Origin of the sequence: Pantoea sp. B_9 (genome assembly GCF_008632015.1) — a bacterium.
Taxonomy (GTDB): Bacteria; Pseudomonadota; Gammaproteobacteria; order Enterobacterales; family Enterobacteriaceae; genus Pantoea; species Pantoea dispersa.
In genome coordinates, this window is record NZ_VWVL01000001.1 from 947,493 (window position 1) to 959,886 (window position 12,394).

Genomic DNA, 12,394 nt, shown 5'->3' on the forward strand with positions numbered 1-12,394 from the left:
ATGCCAGTGTAACTTTACATAAGCTAACATCCGACGCATTTTCTGCCACATCACTTAACGCGCTGATAAATCAGCGCGTCTTGCAAAGGCGGACAGGTGGGTCAGGGTTAGCGCAGCAGCTGTAACAACAGCCAGCCGCACAGCATCGACCAGGCAAGCATCGGCAGGGAAAACAGATGGAAACGCCACCACACTTTGGCGTCCTGTGCCATGCGCAGCGCAATCAGGTTGGCCAGCGATCCCGGCAGCAGACCAAAGCCGCCGATATTCACCGCCCAGGCCAGCACTTCGGAAGGCGGGACTTTTTGTAATAGCAGAATAGTGGCCGGCACGTTGCTGATCACCTGTGACAGGCCAATCGCCAGCAGATAGATACCGCCCTCGCCCAGCTGACCGATGGCGGCAAAATGCGGCTGCAGAATCGGCAGGTGCATCAGTAAAAAGACATCAATGAACATCGCCACGAACACCAGCAGCAGGCTCCAGTCGATGGTCGCCAGCACCTGACGCGCCATCAGCAGAAAACAGCCCGCCACCAGCAGCAGCGCCCAGCCGGTGAGTTTCAGCTCCAGCGCGACGATAAACACCACGTACAGCAGGACGCTGACGATAAACAGCGGTTTCTGCCACTGCTGGTTGCCTGGTGCATCATGCTTCTCAATGCTGCGCGCCGGGAAGCTAAACCACGTCAGCACCACCAGCGTCAGCATCAGCATCGCCGCCAGCGGCGCCATCTGACCGATAAAACCGGCCACGCTGAGCGTGCCGTGGCTCCACAGCAGGATATTTTGCGGGTTGCCGACCGGCGTCAGCAACGAGCCGGCGTTGACCGCCAGCGCTTCAAAGATGATCAGCCGGGAGATGGGCAGGCGCGAGAACTTGCGCAGCGTCAGCGTGAGCGGCACCAGGATAAACAGCGCTACATCATTGGTCAGGAAGGTCGAGAGCAGCGCCGCCGCACACACCATAAACAGCGCCAGCGTGCGTTCGTGCTGGAAGCCCTGCGCCAGCCGCGCACCGAGCACATCAAAATAGCCGCTGTTTTCCAGCCCTTTCGTCAGCATCAGCAAACCGGTGAGCGTCATGATGGTGTGCCAGTCAACGGCGGCGGGCAGCTGCGGCCAGCGGTAATCCGCCAGCGGCAACAGAATCACGCCCAACAGCAACAGTAAATGCAAAACGCGGTCACGCATTAAGGAACGAAGCACGATGGGCATGATGGCAGAAGGCCTTGTAGGTTAGCGATTCTCGTAAAATTTCTGGAACACGGCGAGGGTTTCATCACTGACGTGATGCTCGAGCCCTTCGGAATCCCGGCGGGCGGTTTCCGGGCTGACGCCCAGCGCCAGCAGAAAGGTTTCAACGATGTGATGGCGCACGCGGCTGGCTTCAGCCAGCTTCTCGCCTTCCGGGGTGAGGAACACGCCGCGATACGGCACCTGCTCAACCAGACCGGTGGTACTGAGACGCTTCAGCATTTTGGCCACGGTCGGCTGCGAAACGCCCAGGCGTGCCGCCATGTCGACCTGGCGCGCCTCGCCAAATTCACGAATTAAATCAGAGATTAACTCAACGTAATCATCAATCAGCTCACGGCGATGCGCTTCGCGTACCTGGCGAAATCCTTCGACATGCTCCTCAATATCTTTCAGCGGCCCCTGGGGCATGTGGGTGGCGCTTTTCGCACGACGACTCATTCAGCTTCCTCTTTATTATCTGCCGCACTTTACCTGCGGTGCGGGCTGGCTGCGCTCATTGTAAACCAGGCACAAATAAGCACAAATTTTTCCTGAATAGTGTTGGCTAAAGAGTATAGCCAGTGCTATCTTTGTACATGTTGTAAGCGAATAGCCTACAAAGGAGGCAACGATGAACGAACCCTGGCTGTTGCTGCTCCTTTTCCTGCTGTTTATTGCAGGGCTGTGCTTACTGTTGAGTTACCCGTTTTCCAGGAGGTAAAGATGAGCACGATGAAAAGCTGCCTCGACTGCGGCAAATGCTTCCAGACCGTACAAAGCAAACCGGCTTTTGAGCTGAAGTCGCTGTTGTGTCTGTTTAGCCGCTCGCCTTTTGCCCTGCGCCTGATGCTGCTTGAGAAACTGACCGGCAAAAAAATCGCCGCGCAGCCCTGCCCGAATCTGATCTGGCGCGGCTGAGTTTCCTCAGGGCTTCACAGTCTGACCCGCTGCCTGCAGCGGGTTTTATTTTGCCTGCGAAAAACGCCCTTCACGGCAGCGTTTGCAGGCATAAAAAAACGGCCCGTAAAGGGCCGTTTCTGTGCAACTCTGGTCTAAGCAAAAACTTAGAAGCTGTAACCTACGCCAGCAATCCAGGTGCCCACGTCGACGTTACGGATGCGGCTCTGCTCGTAGCCCACGTCCAGAGCAACGTTCTGGATTGGGTTGAACTGCATACCTGCGCCGTAAGAGAAGCCTACGTCGCTGCTGTCGGTTTTAGACTGACCGGCAGTCTGGTTCTGCTGGTATTTGCCGTAGCCGATACCTACTACGCCGTAGATGCTGGCCCAGTCGTTCAGACGGTAAGCCGGACCACCGGTGATGCCGTAGTACTGACCTTTGTTGTACACGCCATCTTCAGTGCGATCTTTTTCGGTGTAGGTGAAAGAACCGATCCAACCCAGTGGGTTAGAACCGTCTTCGTAGCGGTATTTCAGGTTGAAGCCGTTAGCTTTGTTAGCAACGCCCTGATAGTCGCTCTGCGCGTAGCCGGCAGAAACGGTGCTCTGTGCCATGGCGGAACCAGCGGAAACTGCCAGTACACAAGCCAGTGCTGAAAGACATGCAATTTTTTTCATAACCACCTCAAATGTGAATATACTTCTCTCCTGACAACGCTAAAAATATAACAAAACTTAGCAAGAAACTCTGCCCGCATTTTGTTGTCTAACAGATTGTTTGGTGTAACAGAAAGTTAATGAACTTTCCTATGTCATTCATTTTTCTTATAAAAAGCATCATCTTTCTGCAATAATCCTGCGCACAGAAAATTATCGGTTTAAGTAAATTCCTAAACTAACCTGACATTTCTTTACGGAAATGGCCCTGAAAATGGCGTTTTTTCAGCCAGTCGCTGGTGCATTTTTTCCACCGTCGCGCTTTATTCGCCGAAATTTCGCCCGAAAAGCGGTGTGAATGAGGCGTCACTGACGCCAGATGATGCGAGGCGGCCGCGCCCGATAAAAAAGCGGCGACAGAAACCCCGCATCATTGCCTCAGCCGCCTCCTTATTTCCCGCCGATTGCTTTACACTGGCTGCCCGTTGCCTGGTTATTCATCATCACAGGAATTGATCACAGGATGTCTGCACCTCTTTCCCACCCCAAACTGGCGCCGGTAGTGCTGCCGGTTGCCGTATTACTGATCGCCATGCTGTCGCTGCAGGGCGGCGCGTCGCTGGCGAAATCGCTATTTCCCACCGTCGGTGCGCCTGGCATTACCGCGCTGCGTCTGGGACTGGGCACGCTCATCCTGTGCGCGATTTTCAAACCCTGGCGCCTGCGCTTCAGTGCAAAGCAGCGCAAGCCGCTGATGATGTATGGACTGGCGCTGGGCTGCATGAATTACCTGTTCTATCTCTCGATCCGCACTGTGCCGCTGGGCGTGGCGGTGGGACTGGAGTTTCTCGGCCCGCTGACGCTGGCGCTGGCCGGCGCACGCCGTCCGCTGGATTTTCTCTGGGTGCTGCTGGCGGTCACCGGCCTGTGGTTCCTGCTGCCGATTGGTCATGGCCTGAGCCATATCGATCCTACCGGCGCGTTGCTGGCCGTGGGTGCCGGCGCCTGCTGGGCGGTCTATATTCTGACGGGCCAGCGGGCAGGCGCGGAACACGGCCCGGCCACGGTGGCAATGGGCTCGCTGATCGCCTCGGTGATTTTTGTGCCGCTCGGTCTGACCTTTGCCGCGCCCGGTATCTGGCAGTGGGAAATTCTGCCGCTGGCGTTGCTCATCGCCCTGCTCTCCAGCGCTATTCCTTACTCGCTGGAAATGATGGCGCTGACGCGTCTGCCGGCGCGCATTTTCGGTACGCTGATGAGTCTGGAACCGGCGATGGCCGCGCTCTCCGGCATGCTGTTCCTCGGCGAGCTGCTGACGCTGCAGCAATGGCTGGCGCTGCTGGCGATTATCGCCGCGTCTGCCGGCTCGACGCTCACCATGAAACAGAAAGCGGCACATATAAATGAAGTGGATATCAACACGCCGCAATAAGCCGTACCGGTCAGCCGGTTATTTAACCGGCTGTATATAGACACATTCTCATTATCATTTCTTAAATAGCCACACGGTAAGCTGTTATTATTTTGCAACATGATAGAAAAATAATTAACACATGCAATAAGGCATTGATTTATATTAGTTTTAATAAAAACACTATTTTCGCGACTTAACATTAAGCTTTAACTATTCCTGTCATTGATTTAATCAATCCTGCAGAGTGAAAAACTGCTGCTATACTTATTCCCGTGCTTGATTAGGACAACCATCAATAAGAGGACATTAATGATGAGTACCGCAAAACTGGTTAAAACTAAATCTTCCGATCTGATTTATACCCGCAATGACGTGGCTGATAGCGAGAAGAAAGCTACCATCGAGGTGCTCAACCGTCTGGTCGTGGAATTTATTGACCTGTCGCTGATCACCAAGCAGGCGCACTGGAACATGCGTGGCGCGAACTTCATTGGCGTTCATGAAATGCTGGATGGCTTCCGTACCGCGATTACCGATCACCAGGACACCATTGCAGAACGTGTGGTACAGCTGGGCGGCGTTGCGCTGGGCACCACGCAGGTGGTTAACGACAAGTCACCGCTGAAAAGCTATCCGCTGAATATTCACAGCGTACAGGATCACCTGAAAGCGCTGGCTGACCGTTATGCCGTCGTGGCTAACGATACGCGTAAAGCCATCAGTGAAGTGAAAGACGAAGATACGGCCGATATCTTTACTGCCGCATCGCGTGACCTTGATAAGTTCCTGTGGTTTATTGAATCAAATATCGAGTAATGCTCAGACAGGCGGGTTATCCCGCCTTTTTTATGCCTGCTACCCGCCCGGCTTTTTTGACGCCGTTAACAATTCCTTAATCCTTTCTTTCCCTTATTATCACTCTGATGCACACTGTGCCTGCACCACCACAGCACAATGCACCATTTTGGTGATTCATTCTGGTGCGAACTTTTCCCGGCGTGCAGAATCGTGTCAGCCTGCCCCGGCAATCTGTTGATTTCCGCGTTTGAGAAAAGTTGGCATAATTTTTTCATATGATGAGCCGTACATCAGGCCACCAGGCCTGACGGGTAATAAGGAAAAAAATGATGAAGTCGTTGATTAAAGTCTCCGTGGCCGCGCTGGCGCTGGCCTTCTCGCTTTCCTCCACTGCAGCAGACAAGAAACTGGTGGTCGCTACCGACACCGCCTTCGTTCCGTTTGAATTCAAACAGGGCGACAAGTACGTCGGCTTCGATATCGACCTGTGGGACGCTATCGCTAAACAGCTGAAGCTGGATTACACCCTGAAGCCGATGGATTTCAGCGGCATCATTCCGGCGCTGCAAACCAAAAACGTTGACCTGGCACTGGCCGGCATCACCATTACCGAAGAACGTAAAAAAGCCATCGAATTCTCTGACGGCTACTATAAAAGCGGCCTGCTGGTAATGGTGCGTAACAACGAAAATGACATCAAAGGCATCGACGATCTGAACGGTAAAGTGGTGGCAGTGAAAAGCGGCACTGGTTCGGTGGATTACGCCAAAGCGCATATCAAAACCAAAGATCTGCGCCAGTTCCCGAACATCGATAACGCGTACATGGAGTTAGGCACTAACCGTGCTGACGCCGTGCTGCACGACACGCCAAACATCCTGTACTTCATCCACACCGCTGGTAAAGGCCGTTTCAAAGCCGTCGGCGACTCCATCGAAGCGCAGCAGTATGGCATCGCTTTCCCGAAAGGCAGCGACGACCTGCGTGAGAAAGTGAATGGCGCGCTGAAAACCCTGCACGACAACGGTACCTACAACACTATCTATAAAAAATGGTTCGGCAGCGAACCTAAATAATTCAGGCCTGACGCCTTTTTATCAGCAGGGAGCTTTGTTCTCCCTGCTTTTTACATTTCCACTGCAACAGATTCTGGAGTCACACCATGGAGTTTGACTGGAGCGTCATCTGGCCCGCCTTACCGATCCTGATCGAAGGCGCCAAAATGACCCTGCTTATCTCGATCCTCGGCCTGATTGGCGGCCTGGTTATCGGCCTCGTAGCCGGTTTCGCTCGCGCCTACGGCGGCTGGATCACCAACAACATCGCGTTAGTGTTCATTGAACTGATTCGCGGCACGCCGATCGTGGTGCAGGTGATGTTCATCTACTTCGCCCTGCCGATGGCCTTCCCGGACCTGCGCATCGACCCGTTCACCGCCGCCGTCGTGACCATCATGATCAACTCCGGTGCCTACATTGCGGAGATTACCCGCGGTGCGGTGCTGTCGATCAACAAAGGTTTCCGTGAAGCCGGCCTGGCGCTTGGCCTGTCGCGCCGCGAAACACTGCGCTACGTAATCATGCCGCTGGCGCTGCGCCGCATGCTGCCGCCGCTGGGTAACCAGTGGATCGTCAGCATCAAAGACACCTCGCTGTTCATCGTGATTGGCGTGGCGGAACTGACCCGTCAGGGCCAGGAGATCATCGCCGGTAACTTCCGCGCGCTGGAGATCTGGAGCGCCGTTGCCATCATTTACCTGGTTATTACGCTGGTGTTGAGCTTTGTGCTGCGCCGTATTGAGAAAAGGGTGAAAATCCTGTGATTGAATTTAAAAACGTCTCGAAAAACTTCGGCCAGACTCAGGTACTGCACGACATCAACCTGAAAATTAATCAGGGTGAAGTGGTGGTAATCATCGGGCCGTCCGGCTCCGGTAAATCTACCCTGCTGCGCTGCATCAACAAGCTGGAAGAGATCAGCAGTGGCGAACTGATTGTCGATGGCATGAAGGTTAACGATCCGAAAGTGGATGAACGCCTGATCCGTCAGGAAGCCGGTATGGTGTTCCAGCAGTTCCATCTGTTCCCGCAGATGAGCGCGCTGGACAACGTGGCTTTTGGTCCGATCCGCGTGCGCGGGGCGAAGAAAGACGCCGCACACAAACTGGCACGTGAGCTGCTGGGCAAGGTCGGCCTCGCCGAGCGCGCCCACCACTTCCCTTCTGAGCTGTCCGGCGGCCAGCAGCAGCGCGTGGCGATTGCTCGTGCGCTGGCGGTGAAGCCGAAGATGATGCTGTTCGATGAGCCTACCTCGGCACTCGATCCCGAGCTGCGTCACGAAGTGCTGAAAGTGATGCAGGATCTGGCGGAAGAAGGCATGACCATGGTGATCGTGACCCATGAAGTGGGCTTCGCACAGAAAGTGGCGTCGCGCCTGATCTTTATCGACAAAGGTACCATCGCGGAAGATGGCAATCCGGACGATCTGATCACTAACCCGCCGAGCGACCGTCTGCGTGAGTTCCTGCAGCACGTCTCTTAATACGGCGTAAAAACAACAAAGCCGCTGCGGATCCCCGTAGCGGCTTTTTTTTACCTGAGCAGCGCTTAGCGTGCCAGCCGCTGCGCGCGCGTGGCGGGCGGTAAAAATGTCCAGGCGATAAAGCGGCTCTGCTTCTGGCCCTGCGCCATGTCGACGATGCGTACCTGATAAGCGTCGTGCGCCTTCAGCCGGTCGCGCAGTTCAGGCAGATGCTCTTTGCGCGACACCAGTGAGGTAAACCAGACGATGCGATCGCCTAATGCGACGCTTTCATCGATCATCCGGCCGATAAACGCACGCTCACCGCCGTCGCACCACAGCTCGTTATGCTGACCGCCGAAGTTAAGCGGCGCCTGCCTGCTCAGGCCGAGATTGCGCACTTTACGCTGGCTGCCGGCCGCCGCATCGGCCGCCGAGGCGTGGAACGGCGGATTACACAGTACCGCGTGATAACGTTCATTCTTGTGCACCACGCCAGCAAAAATCGCGCTCTCCTGCTTCTGACGGCGCAGGCGAATGGCGCGCTGCAGGCCGGGGTTGCTGGCCACAATCTGACTGGCGGCGTTAACGGCGTCCGCGCTGATGTCGGTGCCGGTAAAGCGCCAGCCATACTCCGCGTGACCGATCAGCGGATAGATGCAGTTGGCGCCGCAGCCAATATCCATCACGTCGAGATCGCGCGGCAGCACGCCACCGTTATCGCTGGCCAGCAGATCCGCCAGGGCATGGATATAGTCAGCGCGGCCTGGTACCGGCGGCGTCAGATAGCCTTCCGGCAGCTGCCAGTTCAGGTTATAAAACAGTTTCAGCAGCGCCTGGTTCAGCAGCAGCACCGCGTGCGGATCGGCGAAATCAACCGACAGCTCACCGTAACCGTTGGGGCGCACTTTGTCCGCCAGCGGCGGATGCGCGGCAGTCAGGGCAGCAAAATCATAACGGCCCTGATGGCGGTTACGCGGATGAAAGAGCGCGGTAGCGGCAGGCTTGTTCATAGATTCTCCGGACATTAATGCGCGCGTAAGATACGCTGGATGACGGCAGCGCACAATCCGCCAGGAAAATTTAGTGCAACGAATTTAAATCTATTCTCCCTAAAACTGCATCCGCAATACTGCGTCCAGCCGCCAGCGCCGCCGGAACACGCAGTATAAAGGACGAATCAGGAGCGCAAATGCGTCAACGTTACACTTATCAGCCACGCAGTGGACACGGTCTGCCTCACGATCCGCTCAACGCCATCGTCGGCCCGCGCCCGATTGGCTGGGTCAGCTCGCAAAGCGCCAGCGGCCAGCGCAATCTGGCGCCCTATAGTTTCTTTAACTGTTTTAACTACCATCCGCCAATCATTGGTTTTGCCAGCAGCGGCTGGAAAGACAGCGTCAAGAACATCAGCGAAACCGGCGAGTTCGTCTGGAACCTGGCGACGCGTCCGCTGGCAGAAGCCATGAATGAGAGCTCCGCCTCGGTGCCGCCCGATCACGACGAGTTTGCCCTCGCCGGCCTGACGCCGCTGGCCGCTTCCCACGTTAACGTCAGCATGGTAGCGGAGAGCCCGGTCAACTTTGAGTGTCGCCTGACACAGCTGATTCGCCTGCAGGATGCACAGGGAGGCGAGCTGGAGAGCTGGCTGGTACTGGGCGAAGCGGTGGCGATTCACATCGATGAAGCGCTGCTGGAGAACGGCATCTATCAGACCGCCAAAGCGCAGCCAATTCTGCGCGCCGGCGGTCCTTCCGCCTATTACGCTATCAGCGAAGATCAGCGTTTTGATCTGGTGCGCCCGGACGCGCGCCGCGATTAAATCAGGACACTGGCGGCGCGATACATTGCGCCGCTAGCAGGCCAGCGTCTGTAACACCTTCACCGCCCGGGCTATCTCCGGTGCCAGCCAGCGATCCTCCTGCCAGGTGGCAACCTCAGCGCGCAGCGCGCGTAGCGCCCGGCCCGTGCCGCGGGCCAGCTGCGCCTCACCGTGAAAATCCAGCGCCTGCGCCGCCAGCAGGTACTCAATCGCCAGCACCTGCCAGAGGTTATTCAGCAGCCTGAGCAGCTTGAGCGCCGCGCCGGTACCGAGGCTGAGGTGATCCTCCTGCAGTCCCGAGGTGACGTAATTGTCCAGCACCGCCGGCTGCGCCAGCTGACGATTCTCCGCGCACAGGGAAGCCGCCACGTATTGCGCGATCATCATGCCGGAGTTGACGCCCGGCTGCGCCACCAGAAACGGCGGCAGCCCGCTGACCAGAGGATTGACCAGCCGATCCAGCCGGCGCTCGGCAATACTGCCGATCTCCGCCATGGCAATCGCCAGCAGATCGGCCGCCATGGCAACCGATTCGCCGTGCGGATTGGCCTGCGACACCACGCGCCAGTCGTCCGGCGTGCCCAGTACCAGCGGATTATCGGTGCAGGCGTTCAGTTCGATCTCAACCTGATGCGCTGCGTGGGCGAACTGATCGCGGCTGGCGCCGTGCACCTGCGGCATCGAACGCAGGCTGAGCGCATCCTGGGTGCGTATGCCGCAGCTCGCCGCCAGCAGCGGGCTGTCGCTCAGCAGCGCACGCAGACGCTGGCCGCTGTGCTGCATACCGGGGCTGGCTTTCAGCGCAATCACCTCGGCATCAAACGCCGCCAGCTGACCGCGCAGCGCTTCAAAGCTCATCGCGCCGGTGACATCCGCGCAATCCAGCAGCCGCGCCGCATCGTCCAGCGCCAGACAGCTCAGCCCGGTCATGCACGGCGTACCGTTGACCAGGCTCAGGCCCTCTTTGGCGCCGGGGCGATACGGCTGTAAACCGGCCAGCCGCAGCGCCTGCTCCGCCGGCATCACCTGTTGCTGGTACTCAACGTCGCCCACGCCAATCAGCGCCAGTCCGATATGCGCCATGTGGGTGAGATAACCGACTGAACCCTGCGACGGCACCTGCGGCGTGATCTGCTGATTGAGCAGCGCCAGCAGATGCTGCACCAGCGCCACCGAAACGCCGGATTTGCCGTGGCTATAGTTGGCGATGGCCGCACACAGAATGGCGCGCGTCTGCTCGCGCGTCAGCAGCGGACCGACGCCGCAGGCGTGGCTCAGCAACGTATTGCGTGACAGCTGGCTGAGCTGGTCTTCTGGCAGGGTGATGTTACACAGCGCCCCCAGCCCGGTGTTGATGCCATAGGCAATCTGACCGCTGGCAACGATCTGTTCGACGATCTCGCGACCGCGCGCAATGCGCTGCCAGGCGGCGGCGCTCAGCGTCAGTTCGGCGTTATGTCGCGCTACCTGTACCAGCGCCTGCCAGGTCAGCGGCGCATCGCCCCAGACGACGGTCATACTGGCTGCTCCGCGTGATGGCTCTGATGGCTGGAGATAAACTGCTTAAAGCGCGATGAACCGCTGGCGCCAAACATCGCTTCCGGCGTGCCCTCGCAATCAATGTTGCCCTGATGCATAAACACCACGCGATTAGAGACGTTGCGCGCGAAGCCCATCTCGTGCGTCACCACCAGCATGGTGCGCCCCTCTTCCGCCAGGCTGCGCATCACCTTCAGCACCTCGCCGACCAGTTCCGGATCGAGCGCCGAGGTTGGCTCATCAAACAGCATCACCTCCGGATCCATCGCCAGCGCGCGGGCAATCGCCACGCGCTGCTGCTGGCCGCCGGAGAGCTGCGCCGGATAAAAATCCTTGCGGTTAAGCAGCCCGACGCGATCCAGCAACTGCTCTGCCTGGGCGATACAACTCTTTTTGTCGCGCTTCAGCACATAGTGCGGACCTTCAATCACGTTCTGCAGCACCGTCATGTGCGACCACAGATTGAAGCTTTGAAACACCATGCCCAGCCGCGAGCGCAGGCGTTCGATCTGCTTAGGATTCGCCGCCAGCTGATGACCGCGCGCGTGGCGCTTCATTTCAATGGTTTCGCCGCCGACGCTCACCACGCCAGCATCCGGCGTCTCCAGCAGATTGATGCAGCGCAGCAAGGTACTTTTGCCCGAGCCGCTGGCACCGAGAATTGAAATAACATCGCCCTGATGCGCCTGCAGTGAGATGCCTTTGAGCACCTCCATAGCGCCAAAGGATTTATGGATATCAGTGGCGGACAAGGTGACTGGTGAAGTGGAATGCATATTACTCTCCGGCAAGCGGTTTAACGGCGGGCAGCGGCTTTTTTTCAGCGCGGTGCACCGGGGTCAGACGGCGCTCTAACAGCGCGTACAGCTGGACGATAATAAAGTTGAGAATCAGGTAGATCGCCGCAGCGCAGACAAACACTTCCATAGTGCGATAGGTACGCTGGATGATCTGCTGCGCCACGCCGGTGACATCCCACACCGTGACCAGGCTGGCGAGCGCGGTGGACTTCACCAGCAGAATCGCCTCGGTGGAGTACGCCGGCAGCGCATAGCGCAGCATGATCGGCGCGATGATGCGGCGCAGCAGCAGCCAGCGTGACATGCCGCAGGCCAGCCCGGCTTCGACCTGACCTGCCGGCACCGCCAGCAGCGCACCGCGCAGGATCTCAGCGGTGTAAGCGGCGGTACACAGCGACAGCGCCAGCACCGCGCAGATAAACGGCTCGCGCAGAAACGGCCAGACGAAGCTGTGGCGAATCACGCCAAACTGGCCGAGCCCGTAGTAGATGAGAAACAGCTGAATCAGCAGCGGCGAGCCGCGAAACACCAGAATATAGCCGCGGGCAAAACCGCTCAGCAGCCGCCAGCGGCTCATGCGCAGCGCCAGAATGCCCAGCGCCAGCAGCCCGCCGCAGACAAAGGCGCTGATAAACAGCCCGAGCGTCACCGGCAGCGCCGCGCTCAGCTTAAGAAAAGTGTCGGCAAGAAAAGCGAAGTCGATCATG

14 protein-coding genes are annotated in these 12,394 nt (G+C 57.6%); 7 read left to right on the top strand and 7 right to left on the bottom strand.

Annotated elements, in window-relative coordinates:
• Positions 1–107: 107 nt before the first annotated feature.
• Positions 108–1,217, bottom strand: a complete 1,110-nt coding sequence (locus F3I21_RS04515; RefSeq protein WP_058769512.1) for an SLC13 family permease — start codon at positions 1,215–1,217, stop codon at positions 108–110.
• Positions 1,218–1,238: 21 nt separating this feature from the next.
• Positions 1,239–1,697, bottom strand: coding sequence for a manganese-binding transcriptional regulator MntR (mntR, locus tag F3I21_RS04520; protein WP_021508415.1), 459 nt, complete (start codon positions 1,695–1,697; stop codon positions 1,239–1,241).
• A gap of 264 nt (positions 1,698–1,961) precedes the next feature.
• Between mntR and F3I21_RS04525 the strand changes: the two genes are divergently transcribed.
• Positions 1,962–2,156 carry a hypothetical protein gene (locus tag F3I21_RS04525; protein WP_021508417.1) on the top strand — a complete coding sequence of 65 codons (195 nt, stop codon included), beginning with the start codon at positions 1,962–1,964 and terminating at the stop codon, positions 2,154–2,156.
• Positions 2,157–2,302: 146 nt separating this feature from the next.
• On the opposite strand, the gene ompX is transcribed toward F3I21_RS04525, so the two are convergent.
• Positions 2,303–2,815: an outer membrane protein OmpX gene (ompX, locus tag F3I21_RS04530; RefSeq protein WP_031279869.1), complete on the bottom strand. Its 513-nt coding sequence runs from the start codon at positions 2,813–2,815 to the stop codon at positions 2,303–2,305.
• Positions 2,816–3,317: 502 nt separating this feature from the next.
• On the opposite strand from ompX, the gene rhtA reads away from it, so the two are divergent.
• The 5 genes from rhtA (at position 3,318) to glnQ (ending at position 7,547) form a co-directional block, all read left to right on the top strand.
• The gene (gene rhtA / locus F3I21_RS04535) at positions 3,318–4,226 is read left to right on the top strand and encodes a threonine/homoserine exporter RhtA (RefSeq protein ID WP_150058400.1); all 909 of its coding nucleotides are present in this window, start codon (positions 3,318–3,320) and stop codon (positions 4,224–4,226) included.
• Positions 4,227–4,520: 294 nt separating this feature from the next.
• A complete protein-coding gene (gene dps, locus F3I21_RS04540; protein WP_021508421.1) occupies positions 4,521–5,024 on the top strand; it encodes a DNA starvation/stationary phase protection protein Dps in 504 nt (167 codons plus the stop codon).
• A 311-nt stretch (positions 5,025–5,335) separates the two neighbouring features.
• On the top strand, positions 5,336–6,082 hold the full coding sequence (gene glnH / locus F3I21_RS04545) for a glutamine ABC transporter substrate-binding protein GlnH (RefSeq protein ID WP_021508422.1): 747 nt from the start codon (positions 5,336–5,338) through the stop codon (positions 6,080–6,082).
• Between the two features lie 86 nt (positions 6,083–6,168).
• Positions 6,169–6,828: a glutamine ABC transporter permease GlnP gene (gene glnP / locus F3I21_RS04550; RefSeq protein ID WP_021508423.1), complete on the top strand. Its 660-nt coding sequence runs from the start codon at positions 6,169–6,171 to the stop codon at positions 6,826–6,828.
• Positions 6,825–7,547, top strand: coding sequence for a glutamine ABC transporter ATP-binding protein GlnQ (gene glnQ, locus F3I21_RS04555; RefSeq protein ID WP_021508424.1), 723 nt, complete (start codon positions 6,825–6,827; stop codon positions 7,545–7,547). The genes glnP and glnQ overlap by 4 nt, the downstream gene beginning before the upstream one ends.
• 65 nt (positions 7,548–7,612) lie before the next feature.
• Here glnQ and rlmF read toward each other — a convergent pair whose 3' ends face one another.
• Complete coding sequence (rlmF, locus tag F3I21_RS04560) at positions 7,613–8,539, bottom strand: 23S rRNA (adenine(1618)-N(6))-methyltransferase RlmF (protein ID WP_127833848.1); 927 nt, start codon at positions 8,537–8,539, stop codon at positions 7,613–7,615.
• 179 nt (positions 8,540–8,718) lie between these two features.
• On the opposite strand from rlmF, the gene F3I21_RS04565 reads away from it, so the two are divergent.
• Positions 8,719–9,348, top strand: a complete 630-nt coding sequence (locus tag F3I21_RS04565; RefSeq protein WP_150058401.1) for a flavin reductase family protein — start codon at positions 8,719–8,721, stop codon at positions 9,346–9,348.
• A gap of 33 nt (positions 9,349–9,381) precedes the next feature.
• On the opposite strand, the gene hutH is transcribed toward F3I21_RS04565, so the two are convergent.
• From hutH to F3I21_RS04580, 3 genes are read right to left on the bottom strand one after another with little or no spacing between them, the layout of a single operon-like run.
• On the bottom strand, positions 9,382–10,866 hold the full coding sequence (gene hutH, locus F3I21_RS04570; RefSeq protein WP_150058402.1) for a histidine ammonia-lyase: 1,485 nt from the start codon (positions 10,864–10,866) through the stop codon (positions 9,382–9,384).
• On the bottom strand, positions 10,863–11,663 hold the full coding sequence (locus tag F3I21_RS04575) for an ABC transporter ATP-binding protein (protein WP_021508428.1): 801 nt from the start codon (positions 11,661–11,663) through the stop codon (positions 10,863–10,865). Before F3I21_RS04575 ends, hutH begins: the two co-directional genes overlap by 4 nt.
• A gap of 1 nt (position 11,664) precedes the next feature.
• Positions 11,665–12,393 (bottom strand): ABC transporter permease, encoded by a 729-nt coding sequence (locus F3I21_RS04580; protein ID WP_058757808.1) that lies wholly within the window; start codon positions 12,391–12,393, stop codon positions 11,665–11,667.
• Position 12,394: the final 1 nt, after the last annotated feature.